The organism is uncultured Methanobrevibacter sp., from assembly GCF_902784195.1.
Classification (GTDB): domain Archaea; phylum Methanobacteriota; class Methanobacteria; order Methanobacteriales; family Methanobacteriaceae; genus Methanobrevibacter.
The window spans coordinates 23,286-48,761 of sequence record NZ_CACZTX010000003.1; the positions used below are offsets into that span (position 1 = coordinate 23,286).

General features: G+C 32.6%; 21 protein-coding genes and 7 tRNA genes. 15 read left to right on the forward strand and 13 right to left on the reverse strand.

Features of this window, described 5'->3' with window-relative positions; genetic code table 11:
• Positions 1–4 precede the first annotated feature (4 nt).
• From QZU90_RS03780 to QZU90_RS03795, 4 genes are all read right to left on the reverse strand, one after another.
• Positions 5–790: a 6-carboxyhexanoate--CoA ligase gene (locus QZU90_RS03780; protein WP_296855638.1), complete on the reverse strand. Its 786-nt coding sequence runs from the start codon at positions 788–790 to the stop codon at positions 5–7.
• A gap of 368 nt (positions 791–1,158) precedes the next feature.
• On the reverse strand, positions 1,159–2,322 hold the full coding sequence (gene dnaJ, locus QZU90_RS03785; protein ID WP_296855639.1) for a molecular chaperone DnaJ: 1,164 nt from the start codon (positions 2,320–2,322) through the stop codon (positions 1,159–1,161).
• Positions 2,323–2,820: 498 nt separating this feature from the next.
• On the reverse strand, positions 2,821–4,719 hold the full coding sequence (gene dnaK, locus QZU90_RS03790) for a molecular chaperone DnaK (RefSeq protein ID WP_296855641.1): 1,899 nt from the start codon (positions 4,717–4,719) through the stop codon (positions 2,821–2,823).
• A 192-nt stretch (positions 4,720–4,911) separates the two neighbouring features.
• Entirely contained in the window at positions 4,912–5,547 is a 636-nt protein-coding gene (locus QZU90_RS03795) for a nucleotide exchange factor GrpE (protein ID WP_296855643.1), read from the reverse strand.
• Positions 5,548–6,185: 638 nt separating this feature from the next.
• Here QZU90_RS03795 and QZU90_RS03800 point away from each other — a divergent pair.
• Positions 6,186–6,695, forward strand: a complete 510-nt coding sequence (locus QZU90_RS03800) for an ArsR family transcriptional regulator (protein ID WP_296855645.1) — start codon at positions 6,186–6,188, stop codon at positions 6,693–6,695.
• 226 nt (positions 6,696–6,921) lie between these two features.
• On the opposite strand, the gene hypF is transcribed toward QZU90_RS03800, so the two are convergent.
• Positions 6,922–9,318, reverse strand: a complete 2,397-nt coding sequence (hypF, locus tag QZU90_RS03805; RefSeq protein WP_296855646.1) for a carbamoyltransferase HypF — start codon at positions 9,316–9,318, stop codon at positions 6,922–6,924.
• Positions 9,319–9,557: 239 nt separating this feature from the next.
• On the opposite strand from hypF, the gene larB reads away from it, so the two are divergent.
• Complete coding sequence (gene larB / locus QZU90_RS03810; RefSeq protein ID WP_296855648.1) at positions 9,558–10,388, forward strand: nickel pincer cofactor biosynthesis protein LarB; 831 nt, start codon at positions 9,558–9,560, stop codon at positions 10,386–10,388.
• Positions 10,389–10,506: 118 nt separating this feature from the next.
• Positions 10,507–11,139, forward strand: a complete 633-nt coding sequence (locus QZU90_RS03815) for a GNAT family N-acetyltransferase (protein ID WP_296855649.1) — start codon at positions 10,507–10,509, stop codon at positions 11,137–11,139.
• Positions 11,140–11,233: 94 nt separating this feature from the next.
• Here QZU90_RS03815 and hisE read toward each other — a convergent pair whose 3' ends face one another.
• The 4 genes from hisE to QZU90_RS03835 form a co-directional block, all read right to left on the reverse strand.
• Complete coding sequence (hisE, locus tag QZU90_RS03820; protein WP_295608690.1) at positions 11,234–11,524, reverse strand: phosphoribosyl-ATP diphosphatase; 291 nt, start codon at positions 11,522–11,524, stop codon at positions 11,234–11,236.
• A gap of 19 nt (positions 11,525–11,543) precedes the next feature.
• Positions 11,544–12,350 (reverse strand): CBS domain-containing protein, encoded by an 807-nt coding sequence (locus QZU90_RS03825; protein ID WP_295608692.1) that lies wholly within the window; start codon positions 12,348–12,350, stop codon positions 11,544–11,546.
• A 59-nt stretch (positions 12,351–12,409) separates the two neighbouring features.
• Positions 12,410–13,765 (reverse strand): Asp-tRNA(Asn)/Glu-tRNA(Gln) amidotransferase subunit GatB, encoded by a 1,356-nt coding sequence (gene gatB / locus QZU90_RS03830; RefSeq protein ID WP_296855652.1) that lies wholly within the window; start codon positions 13,763–13,765, stop codon positions 12,410–12,412.
• Between the two features lie 257 nt (positions 13,766–14,022).
• Complete coding sequence (locus QZU90_RS03835; RefSeq protein ID WP_296855653.1) at positions 14,023–15,018, reverse strand: radical SAM protein; 996 nt, start codon at positions 15,016–15,018, stop codon at positions 14,023–14,025.
• A gap of 245 nt (positions 15,019–15,263) precedes the next feature.
• On the opposite strand from QZU90_RS03835, the gene QZU90_RS03840 reads away from it, so the two are divergent.
• From QZU90_RS03840 to QZU90_RS03880, 9 genes are all read left to right on the forward strand, one after another.
• Positions 15,264–15,336 (forward strand) — tRNA-Asn (locus tag QZU90_RS03840).
• A gap of 5 nt (positions 15,337–15,341) precedes the next feature.
• Positions 15,342–15,415 (forward strand) — tRNA-Ile (locus tag QZU90_RS03845).
• 35 nt (positions 15,416–15,450) lie between these two features.
• A tRNA-Glu gene (locus QZU90_RS03850) sits at positions 15,451–15,525 on the forward strand.
• A gap of 48 nt (positions 15,526–15,573) precedes the next feature.
• A tRNA-Leu gene (locus tag QZU90_RS03855) sits at positions 15,574–15,656 on the forward strand.
• 46 nt (positions 15,657–15,702) lie between these two features.
• Positions 15,703–15,778: transfer RNA gene (locus QZU90_RS03860), tRNA-His, on the forward strand.
• A 282-nt stretch (positions 15,779–16,060) separates the two neighbouring features.
• Complete coding sequence (gene hjc / locus QZU90_RS03865; protein WP_296855655.1) at positions 16,061–16,468, forward strand: Holliday junction resolvase Hjc; 408 nt, start codon at positions 16,061–16,063, stop codon at positions 16,466–16,468.
• Positions 16,469–16,612: 144 nt separating this feature from the next.
• Positions 16,613–16,684 (forward strand) — tRNA-Cys (locus QZU90_RS03870).
• A 38-nt stretch (positions 16,685–16,722) separates the two neighbouring features.
• Positions 16,723–16,878: transfer RNA gene (locus QZU90_RS03875), tRNA-Trp, on the forward strand.
• Between the two features lie 247 nt (positions 16,879–17,125).
• Entirely contained in the window at positions 17,126–17,773 is a 648-nt protein-coding gene (locus QZU90_RS03880) for an MBL fold metallo-hydrolase (RefSeq protein ID WP_394350200.1), read from the forward strand.
• A 93-nt stretch (positions 17,774–17,866) separates the two neighbouring features.
• Here QZU90_RS03880 and QZU90_RS03885 read toward each other — a convergent pair whose 3' ends face one another.
• Complete coding sequence (locus QZU90_RS03885) at positions 17,867–18,541, reverse strand: TrkA family potassium uptake protein (protein WP_296855656.1); 675 nt, start codon at positions 18,539–18,541, stop codon at positions 17,867–17,869.
• Positions 18,542–18,796: 255 nt separating this feature from the next.
• On the reverse strand, positions 18,797–20,275 hold the full coding sequence (locus QZU90_RS03890; RefSeq protein WP_296855658.1) for a TrkH family potassium uptake protein: 1,479 nt from the start codon (positions 20,273–20,275) through the stop codon (positions 18,797–18,799).
• 259 nt (positions 20,276–20,534) lie between these two features.
• Between QZU90_RS03890 and QZU90_RS03895 the strand changes: the two genes are divergently transcribed.
• Positions 20,535–21,752 carry a UPF0104 family protein gene (locus QZU90_RS03895; RefSeq protein WP_296855659.1) on the forward strand — a complete coding sequence of 406 codons (1,218 nt, stop codon included), beginning with the start codon at positions 20,535–20,537 and terminating at the stop codon, positions 21,750–21,752.
• Positions 21,753–21,829: 77 nt separating this feature from the next.
• On the opposite strand, the gene QZU90_RS03900 is transcribed toward QZU90_RS03895, so the two are convergent.
• A complete protein-coding gene (locus QZU90_RS03900; RefSeq protein ID WP_296855660.1) occupies positions 21,830–22,219 on the reverse strand; it encodes a hypothetical protein in 390 nt (129 codons plus the stop codon).
• Positions 22,220–22,463: 244 nt separating this feature from the next.
• On the opposite strand from QZU90_RS03900, the gene fhcD reads away from it, so the two are divergent.
• Positions 22,464–23,357: a formylmethanofuran--tetrahydromethanopterin N-formyltransferase gene (gene fhcD, locus QZU90_RS03905; RefSeq protein WP_296855662.1), complete on the forward strand. Its 894-nt coding sequence runs from the start codon at positions 22,464–22,466 to the stop codon at positions 23,355–23,357.
• 186 nt (positions 23,358–23,543) lie between these two features.
• The gene (locus tag QZU90_RS03910) at positions 23,544–24,116 is read left to right on the forward strand and encodes a transglutaminase family protein (protein ID WP_295608495.1); all 573 of its coding nucleotides are present in this window, start codon (positions 23,544–23,546) and stop codon (positions 24,114–24,116) included.
• Positions 24,117–24,148: 32 nt separating this feature from the next.
• On the opposite strand, the gene QZU90_RS03915 is transcribed toward QZU90_RS03910, so the two are convergent.
• Positions 24,149–25,279: an NAD-binding protein gene (locus QZU90_RS03915; RefSeq protein ID WP_295608493.1), complete on the reverse strand. Its 1,131-nt coding sequence runs from the start codon at positions 25,277–25,279 to the stop codon at positions 24,149–24,151.
• Between the last annotated feature and the right edge of the window lie 197 nt (positions 25,280–25,476).

Here is a 25,476-nt window from a genome sequence, read left to right on the forward strand (position 1 = left end):
TAGGTTATTCAATTAAAACGACTTGTTTTTCCAAGTAATCTATTAAATCATCCAATGTATAATCATCATCCAATAGGTTTGTATCCACAAAGAAGATTCTTCCCCCTATTGTATTTCCTTTATCTTTCATGAGAGATATTCTGTTATAAGTTGTTTCATTAGAGATGTATCCTGTTAGATAGTTTGGATCATCAGACCAGCATAGTTCAGCTATTATTCCCTTGCAGCTTGTAACCTTTGAAGCAAGAACCAATGCCTCATTAAAGTGTATTCCAGGAATGTCCTCTTCATTGACATCATTTGCAGGATTGATCTTATCAATCTTATCATATTCAAAATTATCTGCAAAACCCATTCCTGTAGCTCTAACGCCTCTTGAGCCTCTATCATCCAGTCTATTTCCATTATCCTTATCTATGAGTATTGCTCCATGCATGCTGTCTTGAAGCTTTAAGAGAGAGTCAATTCCATTTTCAATAGCTATTTCTTCCACATCGCTTTCTTTAAGAAGTTCTTTAGCTAATTCCAATCCTTCCTCTTTTGATTTCACATCAAATTCCTTTATTGATAATTGAGGAATGTAAACAATGTCTTCTTCATTCACTTTTTGAATTTTTATATTGATAAAGTCTACACTGCCTTTTTCATGATTTAGAGCCCTTTGATACATTCTGATTATTTCATCCTCAATCTCATCCTCTCTTAAAATACGTTCAGCACCGGATATATGTTTTCCTCCCTTTTCATGAGGGCCACCTTTTGAAGAACGCATTTTTATATTGTACAACATATTTTCGCCTAGATTTATAATAATTTTTATCTTGCAGTTTACTATAATTTATTTGTTTTTCATCCAATATTAAGTTTTTATAAATTTGATTTTTTGCATAGATTTTTTATTCAATTTAATTAATTTTAGATACATTTAAAATAAGGCTTCACCGAATTAAGTATAATCTAATTAATCATAAATATATTTAAATTGAATTATTTTTTAAAAAATATATTTTAAATTAATAGTATCTACATAGGTTAATATAAATTTTTAATTTTAGTTAAATTTTAAAAAAATATCTAAGTTCAAAATAAGAAAAATAAGAAAAATAATAGAAATTAGAAAAAATTTTAAAAAAAGAAAATAAGAAAAAAAGGAATTATTTAAGGATTGTTTATAGCATCTTTTACCTTGTCAAAGATTCCCTTTTTATAGACTTTAATTTCGTCGCCACTGATTTCTCCAAATTGAATCAAGAGTTTTTTCTGTTCTTTGGAGAGCTTTTGTGGAACAACCACTGTAATGTTTACATAAAGGTTACCTTTTCCTGCACGTCTCATGTAAGGCATACCTTGATCCCTTAATCTGAATGTGGTTCCGCTTTGGGTTCCAGGTGGAATCTTAAGCTCGACTTCCCCATTGATTGTTGGAATGTCTACAGTGTCACCTAAACTTGCTTGGACGAAACTGATTTGCTTTTCATAGTAGAGGTTTGCACCATCCCTTTCAAAGTATTCGTGTCTTTTAATGTAAATCTCAACGTAAAGATCTCCATTTCCACCGCCAACATCTCCAACATTACCTTCACCGGAGACTCTTAAGCGGTTTCCATTTTCAACACCTGCTGGGATTTTGATGTTAAGGGTTTTGCTTTCCTTAATGGTTCCTCTACCTTTACAGTTGTGACATGGCTCCTTGATGATTTTACCGGTACCATTACATTCGCCACATTGCACTACATTCATCACTTGTCCAAATAGGCTTTGTCTGATTTGTTTTCTTTGACCGGTACCTCCACAGACAGGACAGGTTTCAACTTCACTTCCAGGTTCCGCTTTTGAACCTTCACAGACTGGGCAGAATACATCGTGTCTTACAGTGACTTCCTTATCAGCACCATTAGCTGCTTCCTCTAAGGTGATTTCGACTTCAGTGTAGATGTCGCTTCCTCTTCTTGGACCTGTACTGCGAGACCTTGATCTTCCAGTACCAAATCCGAATAAGTCGAAGATGTCTTCTATTCCGCCTCCTCCAAATCCTTGGAAGATGTCTTCAAAGTTTACATTTCTAAAGATATCCTCGTTAGAGAAGCCTTCCATACCTGCATGACCGAATTGGTCATATCTTTGTCTTTTCTCTTCATCAGATAAAACAGCATAAGCTTCACTGATTTCCTTGAATTTTTCAGTAGCTTCCTCTTTCTTATCATCTTCCACAACGTCAGGATGGTATTTTCTAGCTAATTTACGATAAGCCTTTTTAATCTCTTTCTCATCAGCGGTTTTGTCCACTCCGAGAACTTCATAATAGTCACGCTTCTCTGCCATTTCGTCACCTATAAACATTAATTGTAATTGATTATTTAAGAATTCATGATTTTTTTTAATGAGTCATATTATTTTAAAAATAGTATTGAACTATTAATTAAAATTTAATTAAATTACCTAATCATTACTTAATCAGCAATTTTTCTCAGTAATTTTTTCTTAAAATAAAATAATTTAATTAAATTTTAACTAATGATAAGTTACTAAATTAATTATTAGTTAATTTTAATATTTAAACTTAATTTAATTTGCACTAGTTTTTGATTCTTTCATTTATTCTCAATATAATAATTTTTTAATAAAAAGAATTCTTTAGACATTAAAAGGTTGTAAGTGGCTAAGAAAAATCAAGGAGGAATGTCTAAAAGAATTCAATTTATTATTTCTATTTTTTGAGAGGTTATAAGTAAATATGACAAATCAAAAAATAAATAGATTAAAAGTTATTATTAAAATATTTTAATAATTTTTTTAATCTACTGCTAATTTTGATTCAAATTATTTTTTCTCTTCGAATTCAGCATCAATAGTGCCGTCATCGTCATCTTGTGGGCCTGCTCCTGCGTTAGGATCAGCACCAGTTGCTCCAGCTGCACCTTGTGCTGCTTGTTGAGCTGCTGCAGCTTCTTGGTAGATTCTAGCACCGATGTCTTGAACTACTTTGGTAAGTTCATCGGTTTTCTCTTTGATTGCTACAATGTCATCTCCGCTGATTAATTCTCTAAGTTCTGCAACTAATTTTTCAATGTTGGATCTTTCGTCATCAGAGACTTTGTCTTTGATTTCTTCCTCATTGATGGTTTTTTCTGCAGTGTAGATCATTGAGTCCGCATTGTTTCTAACTTCAATTTCCTCTTGTTTCTTCTTGTCTGCTTCAGCGTTCATTTCAGCTTCTTTAACTGCTTTTTCGATTTCTTCATCAGTCAATTTGGTAGAAGAAGTGATGGTAATGGATTGTTCCTTACCGGTTCCTTTGTCTTGTGCGGTAACATTGATAATACCATTTGCATCGATATCGAAGGTTACTTCAATTTGAGGCATTCCTCTTGGTGCAGGAGGTATTCCTACTAATTGGAATCTTCCAAGAGTGGTGTTGTCTGCTGCCATTTTTCTTTCTCCTTGAACTACGTGAATGTCTACAGAAGGTTGGTTGTCAGCTGCAGTTGAGAAGATTTGAGATTTTTTAGCAGGAATTGTAGTGTTTCTTTCAATAAGGGTAGTTGATACTCCACCTAAGGTTTCAATACCTAAGGATAATGGGGTAACGTCTAAGAGAACTAAGTCTTTAATTTCTCCAGCGAGTACTCCACCTTGGATAGCTGCACCCATTGCTACACATTCCATTGGGTCAATTCCTCTTTCTACAGGTTTGCCAATGAAGTTTTCCACGAATTTTTGTACGATTGGCATTCTGGTAGGTCCACCAACAAGGATGATTTTGTCAATGTCATTTTTGGTCATTTTTGCATCATCTAATGCTTGTTTGATAGGTTGACCACATTTGTTTACGATAGGATCTACTAATTCTTCTAATTTTGCTCTGGTTAAATTGTTGATTAAGTTGTGAGGTTTACCGTCAGCACCCATGCAAATGAATGGTAAGTTTACTTCACTTGTTAAGGTAGTGGACAATTCGATTTTTGCTTTTTCAGCTGCTTCTCTTAATCTTTGAACTGCTTGGTCATCGTTCATTAAGTCAATTCCGGTTTCAGCTTTGAATTCACTTGCTAAGTAGTTCATTAAAGCATTGTCCATGTCGGTACCACCGAGTTGGGTGTCCCCACTAGTGGATTGTACTTCAAATACTCCTCCACCAAATTCCATAATGGTTACGTCTAAGGTACCTCCACCTAAATCGAATACTAAAATGTTAACGTCATCATCGTCATCTTGCTTGTCGATACCATAAGCTAAACTTGCTGCAGTTGGTTCGTTTACAAGTCTTACTACATCAAGACCTGCAATGGTTCCTGCGTCTTTGGTTGCAGTTCTTTGGTTGTCGTCAAAGTAAGCAGGTACGGTAATAACTGCCTTTTCAATAGGTTCTCCTAAGAAGGATTCTGCATCTTTTTTAATCTTTTGCAAGATTTTTGCAGAGATTTCTTGTGGAGTGTATTGTTTGCCTTGGATAGTTACTTTGTAATCGGTACCCATTTTTCTTTTGATTGCACTGATGGTGTTTTCTGGGTTAGTTACAGCTTGTCTTCTTGCTGGTTCACCAACTAATTGTTGACCGTCTTCAGTGAATGCAACATAACTTGGGAATGCTTTACCGTATTGGCTTGCACCTTCTGCACTTGGAATAACGGTAGGTTTACCACCGACGAGTACAGATGCTGCAGAGTTACTAGTACCTAAGTCAATTCCAATAATTTTTTCTTTTTTAGTATCAGACATAGTTTTCACCTTTACATTTTGTTTTTTAATAAAAGTTATTTTGATTTTTTTTAATTTTCAAATATTTCAATCGTTTAAGATATTTTTAAGTTTTTAAAATATTTGATAATAAAAATTATTTTAATTTTTATTTTTTTAAAATAATTTATAAATATGAATTTTAATTTTTATAATAATTTTTTATCATTGTTTTTATTCTTCTTTTTTAGCTTTTTTGCAAACTCTTACTTTAGAGTATTTGATTACCTTATCCTTTAAGGTGTATCCTTTCATAAGTTCATCAACGATTTCGTTGTTTTCATGATCTGGACTGTCTACAGTAAGCAAAGCTTCATGCTTGAATGGGTCGAACTTTTCTCCTACTGCAGGAATCTCTTCAACACCCTCTTTTTCTAAAGCATTTTTCATTTTGGAATAAATTAATTCTAAACCTTCTCTAAGTTCCTCTTCATTGCTTGAGTTTTCAAGAGCCCTTTCCATATCTTCATAGATATCAAGGAATTTAACAATAAGGCCTTCATTTGCATATCTTATTAAGTCCTGTTTTTGTTTTTCTCCTTGTTTTCTAAAGTTATCAAAGTCTGCTTGAAGTCTTTGAATATGGGATTTTAGCTCTATGATTTCTTCATCTTTCCTCTCAAGGTCTTTGTTTAATTTATCTAATTCGCCGTCTTCACTTTCATCATCTTTTGATGGTTTTTCTTTGCCATCTTCTTGTGAAGACTCATCTTTAGATTCAGAAGGGCTTTCTTCTTTATCCTGAAGTTTGGATTGATCTTCCTCATCAATTTCTTCTTCAGTTTTTTTAGTTTCATTTTTCTTAGCCATTTCTTCACCTTTTATGAATTTATCATAAAGTATTATAATTAGAGAAAGAGAGCGATAAGCTCCTTTAATATTTTGACTTTAATCAAAGAATTCTAGATTTGTTTTCTATCATATGGGTTAATAGAAAAGTGTTTTATGATTTTTAGATTTAGGGTGTGGACTTAAATCTAAAAAAATCTTTGTTTATAGTGTGATTTTTTTAAGAGGATTTTTGAAATGTTCTTTGATTTGTGTTTATCCAGTTTGTTATTATTTGTTAGAATTTTATAGGTTTCTTATAATAACTTTTTGAGTTTAGGCTATTTATCAAGTGAACTTTGATTTTTTGATTTGTTTAAGCTCTATTTTTAATAAATAACCATCGGATTTAGATTTTATTTTGTCAATTTATATTAAAGTAACAAAATGTTATCTTTCTCTATACTTATTATAGTAACAAAATGTTATATAAAGATTTCGGTTTTTAGTAACAAAAAGTTAATATAATACTTATGTCCATATTTTAGTATAGGGAGATTAATATGAAAATATTAATTTGAATCAAGTATAGGAATATCAATATAAAGAAAATCAATTTTAAATAATATCAATTAAATTCAATATATTATTTACTTTTTTAAAATGGTGGAGGTCAAATTATGGAACAAAACCAAAATCAATATGACGATGTTGATATGGAAGCGATTCTTGATGTTATGGGATGTAAGACTAGACGTGATATCATGGATCTCTTAAGGGAAGAGCCAAGATTTGTTAGTGAAATATCTCAAGAGCTCCAAATAGGTCAGAAAGCTATCATTGAGCATTTAAGGGCTATGGAAGATGTCGGTATTTTAACATCTTCAACAAAAAAAGTGGTTAGAGGTCGTCCACGTAAGTATTATGATATGCCAAATGATGTGAATGTGCATATTACAATTACTAAAAACTCATTCAATGTATCTTTTTCTGAAGATTTATTAAATCCTCATAATGATATCAAACAATTGCCTTCTGGTGATGAGTGGTCTAAATTATTGGATATTGAAAAGAGAATAGATCAAGGTCATACAGAAGCTATTGAAGAATTGAAAGCTCAAATACGTTTATATGACAACTTGAAAGAAAGAGCAGAATACATTTTAGAAAGAACTTATAATAGATATTAGATATTAAAAAAATATATTATATAATTATTTTTATTATATAATTATTTTATGAAGAATATTAATAATATAATATTGTTATCTTTTTATTCTCTTTCCATTTTTCTTTCACTTTTTTTATAAAAAAATAGATTTAATAATAAATAATAGATTTAATAATAAAAAATAGAATTATAAATAATAATAATATTATTATAATTTATTTTATCTTATTTTCATCAGCTTATTTTCAAAGATTCTTTAAGTTTACTCCTGCAACTATCGCTTGTCCTAGTGATACTGATCCGTCTCCAGGACAAGAGTTGATGTGTTGAACAAATTCAAATCCTTCTTTTTCCACATATTCTTTAATATGTGCTGTTATTGCTTCGTTATAGAACACTCCACCAGTTGCACCAATTGTTTTGATTCCCTTTTCCTTAGCTGATTCTACAGCAAGCTTTGCAAGTCCAATGCTAACAGCCTTTTGCCCTGCAACAGCTATCTTATTAAGGTTTTCTCCCTCTTCAATCTTGTCTACAACATATCTCATTATTGCTGTAGTGTCAAGAATCATTCTTTTTCCATTTTCATCTTTGTATTCCTTGATGATTATTGGGAAATCTTCTAAAGTATCCTCTTCATTGTAATCATATGCATATGATTCCAATTTCATTGAAGCTTCACCTTCATAGCTACGTTTATCACATATATGGAGTGCAGTAGAAACAGAATCAAGAACTCTTCCGGTACTTGTATTAATTCCAACATTGAGATTGGTTTCCAATTGCCTGAACAAGCTTTTTATTTCAATTGCCCCATGCTGGAATGAGTCTATGTAATTAATGTTCAATAGTTCATTTACATATTCTTCAGTGTACTTTTCACTTTCGTAGTCACTGTTAGGATTAGACAATATGGCAGCCATCATTCTCACAGGATATTTGGTACATAAGTCTCCACCAGGCATCTTCTGAGGCATTAGGGAAGCTGTTCTTTCATATTCCTTAATGTTTGTGTATAATATTTCCCCTCCCCATGAGTTGCCGTCTCCACCATATCCTACTCCATCAGCAGCTATGATAATCATTTCATTGTTTTGGCCATTTGTGTAATGGTCATTCAACAGTGAAATTCCATGAGCATGATGGTGTTGAACTGGTATCAATGGGCAATTGTATTCCTCAGCATATTCCTTTGCAAGTTTTGTTGTGAAGAATTGTGGATGCAAATCGCATGCTATTGCATCGAAACTGTCAGTTTTTGTAATCCTCATCATATGCTTGATTGCTTCTTGCAGGAATTCATAGGTTCTGTACTTGTTTGTATTTCCGATATGTTGTGATACATATGCTTTTGAATTCTTAAGGATTGTAAATGTAACATCAAGTTCCGGTCCAAGTGCAAGAATGTTGAGATTGTCGAATTCAGGATTAAGATTGGTGTATTTTCCTTTTAAGTCATAAGGCTCTGGAGTGTATCCTCTTGATCTTCTTATGAACGCAAGCTCATTGTTTCTGAATCTTGCTACAGAATCATCGCATCTGTTCAATATCCTTCTGTTGTGAATGAGGTAATAGTCAGCTATTGTGTCGAGGTTCTTGAGTATTTCCTCATTTGTAATCATCATTGGCTCTCCAGGAACATTTGCTGAAGTCATTATGTAAGCTGGAGTTTCTGTATGATTGAATAGTAAATGATGCAATGGAGCATATGGCAACATCACTCCAATGTTATGCAATCCTGGTGAAACTGACTTTGCAAAATCATAGCTTTCACTCTTCTTGAGGATTACAATAGGTCTTTCTTTTGACAATAATGTTTCCTCTTCAGCATCTGATACAATCGCATATCCTTTAACGGTTTCAATGTCTGGACTCATAACTGCAAATGCCTGATTTTCTCTTCCTAACCTTTCCCTTAGAAGGTTTACAGTGTCCTCAAGCATTACATTTGCCACTAAGTGTGTTCCTCCAATTCCCTTGATTGCAAATATCTTTCCTTCATCGAGGAGTTTTGCGGTTTCTTCCAATGGGTCTTCGCAATCAACCTTAACTGGAGTTTGATCATCATTCTTATACAATTCCAAAGATGGTCCACAAACTTCACAACAGCTTGCTTCTGCATGGTAACGTCTGTCTAATGGGTTTTTGTATTCCACCTCACATTCATCACATAATGGGAAGTCATCCATAGTGGTCTTATCCCTATCATATGGAACGTTTTCAATTACTGTAAAACGAGGTCCGCAATCGGTGCATGCATTGAATGGATAATTGTATCTTCTGTTGTTTGGATCGTTTATCTCTTCCAAGCACTTATCGCAGATTGCCAAATCTGGCGGAATGACGGATGTTCCAGAGAAACTGTCTGAACTTTCCTTGATTGTAAAATCAGCATATTTTTCGTCATCTGAAAGCTCTTCAGTTTCCAGATTGTTTATTTTAGCTATTGGCGGAAGCTCATTTTGAAGTTTGAATATGAAATCAGCTATTTTATCATCTGAACCTTGGATGATTATCTCAACTACATTTCCCAAGTTTCTGACATAACCTGCCAGTTCCAATTCAGTAGCTATCCTATATACGAAGGGTCTGAATCCTACTCCTTGCACAATCCCTTCAACCAATACCTTTTCTGTTTTCATGGTCACCATCTAAAATAAAATCATAAATAAAAATTAATAATCATAAAAAATATCATAATTAATATTCATAAAAAATATCATAATTAATATTCATAAAAAATATCATAATAAATAATCAATATAATAATTATATATTATAGTAATTATAAATCTTTTTAATATAATATTTTCGATTGAGATTAAGATTTAATAAAATTTTAAAAATCTATTTCAATAAATTTTATAATGTTTGTGATAAAATGAAGGAAATTCTTAAAAGTCTTGCTGAAGGTAAAATTTCAATTGAAGAATGTGATACTCTTTTAAAGGCTGAAAGCATTCGCCAATTAGATGATGTGGCTCAAATTGATACTTCTAGAATGGATAGGACCGGTTTTCCAGAAGCTATTTTGGCAGATAGTAAGGATTATGATGATTTGCTAACCATCATTAAAAGATTTTTTGAAAAACAGGAATCTGATAGTGATTCAATTGAATTGAAAAACAATATTATCATTACAAGATTATCTAAAGAAAGGTATGAATCATTGGAAAAGGATTTGGATTATCTTTTTGAAAAGGGAATTAAGTTTGATTACAATAAGAGAGCTAAAATTCTGATAATCTATAAGGATTCTTTAGTTGACTTCAATCCGGAATATGGCAAGGTAGGGCTTTTGACTGCAGGAACCTCTGACATTCCAATCGCTGAGGAAGCAAAGGTTATTGTTGAACAGGGAGGATGTGAAGTCATTAGTTCCTATGATATCGGTGTTGCAGGGATTCATAGGTTATTCCCACAGATTGCACATATGGTTGAAGAGGATGTCTGTGCATTCATTGTTTGTGCAGGAATGGAAGGGGCATTGCCTTCTGTAGTTGCAGGATTGGTGGATGTTCCAGTCATTGCGGTTCCAACATCTGTAGGTTATGGAATCGGTGCAGATGGAAAGGCGGCATTGTATTCAATGTTGCAGTCTTGTGCTCCCGGATTGTCAGTTGTCAATATTGACAATGGGTTCGGTGCAGGAGTTTGTGCTTTGACCATTGCTAAGAATATTGCTAAAAAGGTAAGAATGTCTAAAGAATAGGTATTTTTATTTTATATTACTTTATATTATTTTATATTATTTTTTATCAATTTTGATTATTTTCAATTGTATTATTTTAATATTTTAATTAAATTAATTTTTTATATTGGTGTTTATATTGATTTTTAGAGATTTCAATCCGGAAATTCATGATGTTTATAAAGTGGCTGAATTAATCTATGATGTTGATTATAGAACATTCAAGCATGTTTTCAAATCAAAGGAAGAAGGTGTGGAAGCCATTAAAAACAGATTGCTTTTGATTGATTTTGCAAAAGATGCTGAAGCGGATGAAAATGATTTGTTCTATGTCTTCTTTGATGATGAAGACACAGAGGAAAAGGAAATTATTGGAATGTTCAATGGTGGGAAAGGAGTTCAGCATTCTCTTTTCGGAGATATAAAAAATCAATTCAAAACTCTTAAGTTTTCTGAAGCATTAGGTCTTTCCAAAGTATCTTTCATGGATAATTTCGTTTTGGTTGATGTTGAGGATGATGACTTCTACATTTGTGAATTGGCCATTTGCTCTAATCAAAGGGGAAAAGGTTATGGGACAGAAGCATTGGATCAATTGATTCAACTTGCAAAGGATTTGGATTGCAAAAGAGTGGTTTTGGATGCGGACTTTAGAAATGATGGTGCATTCAGGTTATACAGTTCCAAAGGATTTAAAATATTCAATAGAAAATCATTTGGTGTTCCTGGTAAAAAAAGAGGGATGCGGAATATGGAGCTAATTCTCAAATAGCTATTTGGCTATTATTTTTTTATTTTTTAATTTTATTCGTAATTATTCAAACTAATTATTCTTTCATAAAAAAAGAAGATGATTATTGAAAGAATTATTTTCTCCTTCTTTCAAATTCTTCTAGAATTTCATCAAATTCCACTCTTTTGTATGCTAAAAGGAGCAATGTATGAAATATTAAGTCAACAGATTCATAAACTAAATTCTCATCATTTTTAGAAGCGATGAGAGTTTCTCCACACTCTTCAGCTATTTTTTCAAGGATCTTGTCCTCTGCCTTTTTATCGCTGTTTTTCATAATATTGGAGGTGTATGAGTCTATTGGGTTGTCTCTACGACTTTCCAATACTTCATAAACATCTCTTAAAATCTTGTCATCTACCATCAATTCACTTCCAATATGATTAGTGTTTTTGTTGTGTATTTTTAATTGTTTCAGTTAGTGCAATCAATGGATGTTGATCGTCATCAATGATGGTTATGTCATTAAATGAATTTAATCCTTGCTTTTCAGCGGTTTTTTCCATACCTAACTTAATGTCCTTATGAAAATCCACGACATAGGAATCAATCTTATCCAATCCTAATTTTACAGAAGCCACTGCTCTGTGGTGTCCGTCCACTAAAATGTATCTTTCTCCACTTTTCACTACAATGGTTGGTTCAGCCAATCCTTTTTCAAGTTCATAGGTTCTTCCTTGCAATTCATCAGCGTAAACCCTATCCTGTGTAGGTCTAATTTTCTCTACAGGGACTTGCTCTCTTGTCAATGTTGTTTCAATGTCATAGAGCTTTTCCATGGTTTCCTTAAATGCATTGACTTTAGTTGGAGTTGACCTTTCAATATGTGACCTTACAATATCTGTGTTGGTCATGATTCCTTTTACATGTCTTTCCTTATCAACGACTGGAAGTCTTGAAATACCATGTCTGAACATAACTCTTGATGCATCGTTAATATGCATATCCTCTCTTGCAACGATTACATCTGTAGACATTATTCCGCTTACTTGATCAGTTACCCAATCCTTTAGCAATAAGTCGTAAGCGGTAATTATTCCAACGATTTGTCCGCTTTCATCAACAACAGGATAACCGTCGTGCTTTGTTTGTTTCATTAATTTAATAACATCATTATTGAGAGTATCATATTTTACTGTAAATACGTCTTTTGTCATATAGTCTCTTACTGTTGCCTTTTCTGTATCCATATTCACCCTCCTATATTGTAATTAAATTTTGATAATATAAAGAAAAAATTGAAGAATGTTTATTCTTCAAGCAATTCTTTTAAGATGTTTACAGTTTCTCTTGGGTCAGCTTTTCCTTTGGTTAATCTCATTACTTGACCCATCAAGAAGTTCAATGCACCTTTTTCACCATTGTGGTAATCATCTACAGCTTTAGGGTTTTCTTCAACTGCTTGTTTAGCTGCAGCTTGAACTTCATCATCTTTAACTACACCAATCAATCCTAACTCTTCAGCTATTTGTTTTGGAGTTTGCTTGTTGTTTGGCATTTGTTCAATGATTCTTTGACCTGCTTTGGTAGTGATTTCCTTATTCAATAGCATATTCAAGAATTCAATCAAGTCATCTGCCAAGATTCCACTTTCTGCAAAGTCAAGTTTATTGTAAGTCAATACCCTTTTAAGTTCGTCTCTCATCCATTTAGCTGCGAATTTAGGGTCAACTTCTTTAGCCACTTCTTCGTAGCATTGAGCCAAATCAAGTTCTGAGGTAAGCACTTTTGCAGATTCCTCATCGATTCCATATTCACTAACGAATCTTTTCACTTTGTTGTGTGGTGCTTCAGGCATCACATCAAGAACCTTGTTGATTTGGTCGTCACTGATTTTCATTGGTGGCAAATCAGGATCTGGGATGAATCTGTAGTCATCTGCATTTTCCTTATCTCTCATTGAAACGGTAATCATTTGTGATTCTAAGAAAGCTCTGGTTTCCTGTTTGACTTCACGACCTCTTTTTAAGAGGTTTTTCTGTCTGATCACTTCAAAGTTCAAAGCTTTGTATGCACCTTTAATGGAGTTGATGTTTTTCATTTCCACTCTGTTTCCACCATTGATTGAAACGTTTACATCTGCTCTCATGGTACCTTCTCCACGAGCTCCTCCACTGTATTCCAATACTCTGATAAGCTCTTTCAAGAAGTTACGTGCTTCTTCCGGTGAGTGCATATCAGGTTCAGTTACAATCTCGATAAGTGGAATTCCAGAACGGTTGAAGTCTACAATACCTCTATCCGGTTTGTATTGTCCAGGATCCTCTTCCATGTGAATTTCTCTGATTCTTACACCATTCAATTCACCTTCGTAACCTATAGGAACAGAAGTTTTCTGATATCCGCAAGGCAAGTCAGGATAATCGTAGTGTTTTCTCATGAAATAAGTAAAGTTTTTATCAATTTTACAGTTAAGCATCAATGAAATCATTAAAGCGTTTTCAATTGCTTTTTCATTGGTTGGAAATGGTTTAGCACCTGGTTGGTTTAAACATACTGGGCAAACGTTGGTGTTTGCTGGTGCTTCTTGATAGTTTGTTGGACAGTTACAGAATAACTTTGAATCGGTTTCAAGTTGTACGTGAATCTCAAGTCCACACATCATATTTACGTCTATATTAATCCCTCCAAGGATTTTTAAATATTATGTTAATTGTTTTTTTAATTAAATAAGAATAAGTAGTTAATAGAAATAAGCAGTTAACTTAATAAAAGTTATTTAAAAGTTATGTTAATTAACTATAAATTCATATTATGTTAATTTATGTACTATTATATTTATAAAGATTTTCTTTATATAAAATATTATAATAAAAATTAGATTTTAAAAGTATTAAAAATAAGAATTATATAATTTGTTTATTATTTAAATTTATTTTTCAAGGAATCCTTAATGTATCTTTTTATGTATTGATCCAATTCTGGGTTGATTTCACTTTTTTCAGGACCTAATTTGCTTTTATCTGTAAATGTTCCCTTGAGAGTTCTTCCAGTCCATTTAACTTCTTCTTCAACTCTTTTACCATATTTGGTTCCAAACATTTTAAAGAGTGGGAACTTAGTGATTCCATTAGCTCCACTTAAGATAAGGATTCCTATATTCGCTAAGTTGTCAGTCCATGTTCCACAGATGATTTCCAAATCCGGAAATTCAAGTCTTATTGTAGAGACTACTTTAGCGTAGTATAATGATGCCGGTTGGGAACTGTTTACATACTCAGTTTCTGGATGAGGATTTAAGGAATAAAAGATCACTCTATCTATTTTATGTTCTCTGATGTAGTCCTTAAGGTATTCTATATCTTCAAAGCTTTCTCCAAGGCCTAAAATTATTGTAATTGCTTTTTTGAATCCTAAATCGCCTGCCTTATCCAACATATCACCGATTTGGTCCAATGGCTTGCTTGGGCAAACGGTCTTTTGAAATTCTGGATTTGCAGCTTCAACAGCACCAGTGATTCCTTTTATCTCAGAGCCATATTCCTCCAATTCAGAAGTGATTCCAGTGTTTAGCCAAACACCATCTCCAGTGATCGTGTGTATGTTTTCAGCTATTGACTTGATTTCTGCAGTTGTGAATGATTTATATCCTCCAGATAGGAATTCTATATTCCAGCCAAGCCTGCTGCACATTTCAGCTTCTGCCAATATATTGTTCACTCTGCGCTTTGCTTTAGTCGGATCCTTGATTTTGTTTTTTTGAGTGCTCATATAGCAGAATTTGCAGTCTCCCTTATCACACCACCATGATAAAAAAACAGCTCTTTCTAAGCTTATTTCATTATATCCCTTTTTTAAGCTAAGATTATTTGCTTTGGTGATCAATTCAAGTGTTTTAATGCTGTTTATATCATTCATGGTTTCGCCTTTTCTTTTTTGCTTTTGTATTTCTTGTTTGTCCTTCTTGTCTTTAATATTTATATTTATTCTTATATATTAAATTTATATATTAAAATTTGTAAATAATGAATATGGTAAGGAATATAATATTTTTCTAGATTATTTTTATAGAAACATTTATATACTATGTTAATCAACATAATATTACTGTATTATTCAGTATGTATTTTTTAAAACTATGATTTGCAAGCATGGGTTGTTTTGCCGTCGTAGCTCAGTAGGTAGAGCGTTCGGCTGTTAACCGATTGGTCACAGGTTCGAGCCCTGTCGACGGCGCTTATGGGCCCATAGCTTAGCCAGGTAGAGCGCTCGGCTCATAACCGGGATGTCATGGGTTCGAATCCCATTGGGCCCATTGTATAATCTAGTTTTATTGCATTCGTATTTTTTGCTCCGATGGTGTAGTCCGGCCAATCATTTCGGCCTTTCGAGCCGAAGACTCGGGTTCGAATCCCGGTCGGAGCATTTTTTATATTTGAAAGATATTTGGGAATCTCCTTCCCTCTCTTAGTAGCGGGGGTGTCCGAGCGGCCAAAGGAGACAGGCTTAGGACCTGTTGACGCAGGTCTACCAGGGTTCGAATCCCTGCTCCCGCATATTCTTTAATTTTTTTAGTTTTTATTCCTATTATGGTATTCGTTTGCCGGGGTAGGGTAGGCGGTCATCCTACGGGACTGTGGATCCTGTGACTCGGGTTCAAATCTCGGCCCCGGCCCCATTTTTAAACTTTTTTATTATTTTAACTCTTTTTAAACTACTTTTTCATTGATTATTTTACTTGTTAAAAAGTTTATTTGTTCCAATTTATTTCGTATATTACTTTTCAAATGCTCTAACTGCTTTTATTTATATCTAAAGAAATAAACTAAATATAATTAGGTTACATTTTAATTAGATTTCATTTTAATTAGATAATATTTTAATTAGATTAGATTTTAATTAGATTACATTTTAATTAGATTATAATTAATTTAGGTTACATTTTTAAGTGGGTTTTAATATGGCTAAAAAAGGTTCAGCTGAGGAAAGAGATTTAGTTCATAAATTATGGGATAGGGATTTTGCAGCTATGAGAGCTCCAGCATCTGGTGGTGCTACTAAAAAGCCATTGCCTGATGTTATAGCAGGAAATGGTAAAATTTACTTAGCTATTGAAGTGAAGACAACTACTAAAGATAAGATATATGTTGATCATCCTCAAATTGATGCTTTAATTGAGTTTTCAGAGATTTTTGGTGCAGATCCATACCTTGGTGTTAAATTTAAATATACAAAATGGTTTTTCTTATCTCCTGATTTAATTGAGAAAACTAGAAATGGTAATTATAAGGTAGAAAAGAACTACTGTTTGGAAAAGGCATATGAGATTGATGAAATCTGTGGCTTTGACAAGCAAGTCAAATTTTAATATTCATTAAACATTCTATTCTCATTTTTCTCTTTTTCATTTTTCTATTTTCATTATTTCAAAAATTCTTATTTTATTTTTTTATTTCATCAATAAGTTTATATATTATTAAAACATACTTTATAATACTGTATTATTATTTATGCCAAGATAGCTTAGAGGCGAAGCGGTTGGCTGCAGACCAATTACACGGGAGTTCAAATCTCTCTCTTGGCTTTAGGTTAACATATTGCATATGTTAATCTATTAAGTATGGGGTTATGGTGTAACCTGGCATCATCTGGGACTCCAGTTGTCTTTGAAGAAATACGCGTAGTCTGATGATCAGTATACATTGGTTATGTGATGACCAATTGGAGTACTGAGGCAAGAGAAATCCTAGGATCGGGGTTCAAATCCCTGTGACCCCATTTTTACTTAATTTTACTATTTTTATAAACTATTTTTACTTAATTTTTTACTATTTTTAATAAACTATTTTTATAAACTATTTTTACTTAGATTTTTTCAGTTTTAAGATATTTTATAGTCTATTTTAGGTAATTTTTTCATTATTTTTTATTCTTTTTCTTATTTTTCAGTGTATTTTAGGTAAGTTTATTTACTATTTCTTAAAGAATATCTAATAGATTTTAAATTAATTTTTTAAGTGATATTATGGATAAAATCAATAATGTTTATTGTATTGAAGGAGTTATGGCCGATTCCAATTCCTATTTGATTGATAGCACCGATTCTGATTCTGAATATAATTACATTTTAGTGGATGCTGGAACCGGACAGAGCAATTCAAACTTATTTTCAAAAATCAAGGAGATAGGCATTGAGCCTGAGGATATAGAATTGATTGTAAACACTCATTGCCACTACGACCATGTTGGTGGAAATGACTTTTTCCCAAATGCAAAAATAGCTATTCATAAGATTGATGCTATTGCACTCAGAGATCCTGAAAGCGAATTGACCGTTTCCTCATTGTTCGGTTCAATTGTCAGAAGGCATGATGTGGATATTGAACTTGAAGAAGGGGATAAAATAGCTAATTTTGAAGTTATAAACACTCCTGGGCATACAAAAGGTGGGATATCATTGTATGATGGTGAGATTCTCATAAGTGGAGATACCATTTTTGCAAATGGTGGAGTAGGCCGTATGGATATTGGTGGAGACCCTAATGACATGAGGGAGTCATTAATGCGTTTAAAGGAGTTGGATGTTGAATATTTGCTTCCAGGACATGGTCCTTGGGTAAAAAATGGAAATCAGCATATTGAAATGTCTTGCATGATGATGGGAATAAGATAATAATTATTTTATTCCTTTTTTATTGAAAAAATAATTAGTTTTAATATTTACGAATGAATAGTTCATTCATAAAAAAATAGTGGGATTGGGGATTTAAAATCCGAATAATCCTCCAGCGCCCATAAATTTCTTTTCAGCTTTTTCAAAGGCATTCCTTTTTACAAGAATTGAAATCTTATCTCCGTTGCTTAATATGTCATCCGGTTGAGGAATTTCCAATTCGTGATTGTCATTATTCTTAGAAATGATAATGTAATCCTTGGTAGGAGAGAATTCAGAAACTTTCTTTCCAAAAACCTTTGGATTTTTAATGGTCATATCTAAAATCTCTGCATTACCTGCACCAAATGCCATTAAGTCAGCTACATTTGGTCTAGTAATAACTTTCTCGAGGAATCCTGCTGCAGTTCTTTCAGGACTGATTACCTTATCAATTCCAACTTTCTTAAATGCCTCTTCGTGGTCAGGGTTACTTACTCTTGCAATGATTTTTCCATCAGTGTATTCCTTGACAAGAATACAGGATAATAAGTTTGATTCATCATTACCGGTAGTTGCTACAAAAACATCTGCCTCTTCAATATTCGCTTCTTCCAATGTTTTTGTATCGGTTCCATTACCACAAATGACCATTGCATCCAATTCCTCTGAAGCATGATCACATAAGTCATCATTGCTTTCAATAATTGTTACATCATAACCATGAATGATTAAACGGTCTGCAAGGGAAAGCCCTACACGACCTCCGCCCATAATCACAATATACATAACAAACACCTAAAAACTTTTTTTACGAATAAAAAATTCTATATTTTCTATAATCATTAATTTATAATATAAAATATTTGTAATTATAATTTGTTGTAATTTTCAAAAATTTTTATGAAAATTAACATATTGTTTTAATATCTAAATTTATATTTATAAATCTTTCGTAAAGTTAGTTTTTATTTATTAAAACAATAAAAAATAGCATTTTTTAGGCGATATTTCAACGAATTTTTTAGGGAATAGAATGGTTTTTTATTCAATTGATCCATTTCTCTTTCTGTTCTTAATTCTTCTCTTTGGATTTATTAATCCGCTGATGGTTCTAAAGACCACTAAGACAGGAATGATTTCTAATCTGCCAATCCACATTAAGAAAATCAAGGTCAGTTTCACTGGCATTGGCAATCCACCAAATACAATTCCAGTACTCAATCCGTTATTGCTTTGAATGGAAATAACGTCAAATAATGCTGTAAATGGATCATATCCATAGAGAGTCATTATTATCCACCCACATACCAAGAACATTAGGAATATCACTATATATGCAGATGCCTCTTTTATCTCCCTTTCATTGATTTTCTTTCCTCCAATTCTTGTACTGACTACTCTCCCTTCTGGTGAAACAAGGTTGGTGATAGTTAAGTTCATTCCTTTAAGTACGGTAATTACCCTAATAAGCTTTAAACCACCTCCAGTAGATCCAGAAGAACCACCAATAAGCATTAAAACCATTAAAACAATAAGTGAAGCGCTGCTCCATCTTGCAAGTTCATAAGGAGGAACTACATTTGCACCGGTAGTTGTGATTGCAGAAACAATGGTGAACAATTCCTCGATAGGCACCATTTTATTTGTAACTAAAATGAATGCGCTTGCAATAAGAATCAAGCAAATAAGCAATTGGAATTGCACATCCTTTAAGACAGATTTTCCTTTAGTCTTGACAATCTTATAGTGGATGGAGAAGCTTGTTGCGCCTAAAATCATTAAAGCCATAGTGATTATGTAAACCAAGCTGTTTTGATAGAATCCTACATTTGCGTTTTTAATTGACATTCCTCCAGTGGAAATGCTGGTAAATGTAAGATTTATTGCATCGAATATTGGAAGTCCTGCCAAAATAAAGAGGATTATTCCTGCAGCGGTGTAAATCAAGTAAATTTCCAAAGCTTTTCTTAAGGTATTTGCAATGTTCGGCTTGATCTTTTCCTCTCTTGCCTCTGATTTGTATAATCTTGATGCAGCAGTACCTGCTCTGATTAGAATTCCGATAAATATGATTACAATTCCCAATCCGCCTATCCATTGTTCCAAACTTCTCAAGAATAAGATGGATTTAGGTAAAATTTCAACGTTTACAAAAAAAGTCATTCCACTACCTGTCCATGCAGACATGTTTTCAAAAAGCGCATCGACAAAGGGGATATCTAATGAAAGGGTCATGATTGAAGCTCCAATCATTGAAGCCCATAGCCATGCAAAGGAAGATATCAGCATTCCATGTTTCAGTCTAAGCTTGTTGTAATTCTTGAATTTTTTAGTAAAAGCAGTTCCTAAAAGGAATGAAATAAAACAAGGAATGAAAAAGGCGCTAACTTTAATGTACTCTCCGTAGATTAATGCAACTAGAATAGGGGCTAATAAAACGATACCTAATCCTTGCATTATGTATCCTAAATAATGGAGCACTACCAATAAATCAGCTTTAGAAATATATTTCCTTTTCATACAAATATTGATTATACTTTTGTATATTTAAATATTATTATAGGTTAGTTTTTATATATTCAAACTATGCTAGGTTAAGATATGTTTTGGGGCTTATTTTTGTTTTGTTAGTTTTTATATATTCAAACTATACTAAGTTAAATATATAATTTTAAATAAAAGATTTATTAAATATTTTATTATTGAGATAATTTTTTTCATTGAATAACATGATTTTTTTTAAAATCATCTCACTTATTAGAAAACAGTAGCTGATAAAATGAAAAACAAGAAAGTCCTTATATTCTTATTATTTGGTTTGGTGATAATGGTTGTTATGCTGTACTTCATTGGTATAGATGAGGTCATTGAAGCACTTAAACTATCTAATTTATGGCTTGTCTTATTAGCTATTGTTATACAGATCTTTACTTATTTTTTATACACATGGAGATGGAATATCATCAACAAGACAGCTAATATGGATTTGGGAATAAAAAAATCACTCCCTATGGTTTTAGTTAGTTTGGCGGTAAACAACATCACTCCAAGCGGTCGTGGTGGTGGAGAACCTGTAAGGGCTTATCTTTTGGCAAAAGAGGGGCATTTTAAATTTGAAGACACTTTTGCTACTGTTATTGCAGATAGGGCTTTAGACACATTTCCATTTGTCATACTCGCTATCTTAACAATTATAGGAATAATCTTAACTTTTTCATTGGATATTAAATTGATTGCTTTTTTAGTGATTTGTGTCACTCTAATCACTGCAGCGGTTATTCTATTGATTTATGTTTGCATCAATGAGGCTTTTGGAGTAAAGCTCACTTCATGGATCATTAAAATCGTTCGCAGATTATATAAGAAATTCAATGAAGGTACTGAGCAAAGAATTATTGAGGCAGTTAAAGTCTTCCAAGCTAGAATGAATGCATTGCTTAGAGATAGAACCATCTTATATCATGCTCTCCCATTATCCTTTGTCATTTGGATTTTTGAAATATTGAGGGTTTATGTAGTCTTTTTAGCGTTTGGTGCCAATGTCAGTCCAATCATCATTGGTGAAGTCTTTATTTTAGCATCATTTGTAGGTATGATACCACTTCTTCCTGGTGGTCTCGGTGCAGTAGATGGTATAATGATTCTCTTCTATGCAACCGCAGGTATTACCGCTTCCATAAGTGCAGCGGCAACTGTTGTTGAAAGACTGATTTCATTTTGGATGACAACATTTGTAGGATTGATATTCCTTACAATGTTTGGAACAAGTGTTTTAGATAAGGCATTTGCACTTGCTGGATCGAATAAGGATGATGAAAAAGATACGAAATCCATTGAAGAATCATCTGAGGAAAATGAGATAATTGATGATGCTGATTCTAATGAAGATAAAGCTCATCTTGAAGTCTTGGAAGGTGAAGAATCAGAGGAAGAAGCTGTTCTTGAAGTTTTGGACGATAAAGAAAAAGAAGTTTTAGAAGAAAAAGTTCAAAACTAAAAATCAATTTAATAAAAAAAGTTTTTAGAGCTAAATATTAGCTCTATTTTTTAATAATTTTACTATTTTTTAAAAGTTTAATTAGGGATTACAGTAACATTATTCTCATAAGTGCATCCTTGATATTTTCCATCACCTGCATATGTAAAATCACCATACCAGTTCTCATTAGGTGCATCCTGCAGATATTCGGCATTTTCAATAAAGAATTCACCGTTTTCATCCGTTTGTGCGGCCACCAATGTTCCCATTTGATATCCTGGCTTATGATATGTAATTGTTTTATTTGCTACTGCTTGACCATAGGAATCAATCAATGCTCCCTTAAATGATCCCCCTTCTTCAATTTCAGTAGCATTCACTATCATGAATGTAGCCACATCATTGTTGAACTGGAACCAAAAGACACCAGCGCATATTGCAAATGCAACCAGTAGAATTAAAAAATAATAGCTTTGTTTTTCCATTTAGACACCTTAATTTTAGTTTTAACATTATAATTAAATTATAATCAATTACTATATTAGAAAATATTTTAAATAAAGTTTACTTTTTATTTAAGAAATGTTTGCAATCAAATAGGAAACTTTATTTTAATGAATTAATATATATTTAATTATTAGTATAAATTAGATAACTTAATTTTTTTAAATTAATCTCGAGATTTTAATTTATTCTAATTCAATATTTAAATATTTAAATGGTGAAAAAATGGAAATTAACGGTGTAGAAATTAAAGATACTTACGCAGAAGGTTTCGGAATTAAAGTAACTAGAATCTTAGTAACTGCAGCAACTCCAAGACTTGCAAAAATCGCAGCAACTGAAGCAACCGGTTACGGAACTTCTGTAATTGGATGTCCTGCTGAAGCAGGTATTGACTGTTTTGTACCAGCTGAATGTACTCCTGACGGAAGACCTGGTTACGCAATCATGATTTGTCAAGGTGGTAAAAAAGCACTCGATCACGAATTAATGGAAAGAATCGGTATGTGTGTATTAACCGCTCCTACTGCAGCTGCATTCAACTTACTTGAATCTGAAGAAACCTTAAAAACCGGTAACAAACTCAAATTCTTCGGTGACGGTTACGAAAAAGAATGCTGCATTGACGGCAGAAAAATACACTCCATTCCAATCATGTCTGGTGACTTCTTAGTAGAATCCGAATTCGGTTACAAAGATGGTGTAGCTGGAGGAAACTTCTTCATTTTAGCTAAAGATGTAATGGCTGGAGTAAAAGCAGCACAATTAGCTGTAAAAGCAATTTCCCACGTACCTGGTACTATTACCCCATTCCCTGGTGGTATGGTTGCTTCCGGTTCCAAAGTAGGTTCCAACAAATATTCCAAATTCTTAAATGCATCCACTAACGAAAAAATGTGTGTAACCTTAAAAGACCAAGTAGACTCTGACATCAGACCAGATGCAGACGGTGTATTTGAAATCGTTATTGACGGTGTAGATGAAGAATCTGTAAAAGCAGCTATGAAAGCTGGTATTATGGCAGCTTGTACTGTTGATGGTGTACTTGAAATTAGTGCAGGTAACTTCGACGGTAAGTTAGGTGCTTACATCATGAAATTACACGAATTATTCGAATAATTCTGTAATTTATTAAAATTTAATTTAATTAGTACATTAGCTTAAGATGATGTATTAATATTTTGAGATAATTTTATTATCTCTTCTTTTTTTATTTTTTTATTTTTTTTATCCTGTCTATGTTATCTATTTTTTAACGAAATTTTTTGAAATTGCATTATAATTATTGGGTAGAGGAATGTCTGAATGAAGGAATATTTACTGGAGACAAAAAGCATTGATTATATGAATCCACATATTCAAGAAAAGGTTCAAAAATTAAAAGATCAATCATGTGATGATGCAGATTATATTAAAAGAGCTTTTATCTTTGTCAGAGATGAAATTCCACACTCATGGGATATACAAACAAATATAGTTTCAAGGACAGCCAGTGATGCATTAATAAATAAGACAGGTATATGCTGGGCAAAATCATGTCTTCTTGCAGCACTTCTTAGAGCAAATGGAATTCCATCCGGAATCAGTTATCAACTCCTTACAATAGCTGAGGATGATAGTTTAGGTCATATTGTTCATGCCTTGAATACAGTCTATATTGAAGATTCAAATAAGTGGATTAGGCTTGATGCCCGTGGAAACGTTGGAAATGGTGGTATTGAGTTTAGTTTAGACAAAGATTACTTGGCTTTCTCACCTAGAAGCGAATTTGGAGAAATCGATTATAACTACAATAATCCTGATTTGGATGAAAGACTAGTTAATAAACTTGAAGAAACTGATAATCTAATGGAAATGAAAATAGATTTTGAGTTTTAATTAGTTGAGATTTTAAAAAAAGAGTTTAGAGTTTACTCTTTAAATTGTTTAGTAAACTCATTTATTTCATCAAAGCTTAAATTAACTCCTAAAACAATTCCCTCATTTTCAAGTTCTTTAATTGCCATATTTAAAAAGAATTGATCAGGTCCGGATACCCAATGGGAATGAACTTCATTTACAGTGTTGTAAATAGTTTCCAAGGATTCTCGAACATTTTTATTTGAATTTATTTTTTCAATGAAGGCATCCTCTTCACTTTCATCTAAAACACCAATGGTTCTTGAAACAGGGGTCTTGATTCCATGGAGATGGTATTCAATATTTTCAAGATGACAGTTGTATTTTCTAAGGATATCCAATTCCTTTGCAACAAAATCGACTCCATGCTTTTCAGTGATATGGATTAAATTAGGTTGTACAGCAGCAAAGTAGATGTCAGTTCCTCCACTTGATTCAGGGGAGATAACCTTATTTGCACCGGCATGCTTTAATCTTTTAATGCTTTCCTTTTTGCTTGCCCTTGAAACGATCCATGCATCATTATACAATTCCCTTGTTGTAAGGACGATAAATAGATTATCAACATCACTGCCAGTTGCAACTATCACACCTAATGATTTGTCTATATTAAGTTTTTTAAGTGTCTTGTCTTCAGTAGCATTTCCATTAAGCAAGATTACATTTTCATTCTCTTCAATATCCTCTAATTTTTCCTCATTTTTTTCAATAATGATTACTTTTTGGTTTCTTTTCATTAATTCTTCATAAACTGCAGTACCTACTCGTCCAAATCCACATAATATATAGTGATTTTGTATGTCTGCTAATTTCCTTTCCATAATTCTTCCACTCCTCATATCTTGAAGGTTTTGTGTAACTGAACTAATGATAAATGTAACGATATAAGCTAGAATCCCGACTCCTGATAGTGCCAATGTAACAGAAAAGATCTTTTGCAAGGGAGTTATTGGGAAAATGTCTCCATATCCTACTGTAGCAAGGGTTATTATAGTGTAATATATTGAATCGTATATGTCCAATTCCATAATGTACATGGATCCTAAAATTCCATATAATAATATAATAACAATAATGAGCACTGCATAAATTCCTGTTCTGTCTCTTCTAGAATAATTGTATATGATTTTTATGCCTTTCATTATTAGCCCTCATTCGGATTCCAGTTTTTATTTTTTTAAAAAGTTCTTTTTTATGAATTTTATGTTCTGGCTTATGGCACAGATTTTTTTAATTTTCTTTAATTTTTCAGTTATTGTCCTTATATTTAATTATTAGTTTGATTATATAATATAATGTTTATGTAATTTTTTTAAAATTGTTCTAATTTTTATAGGAA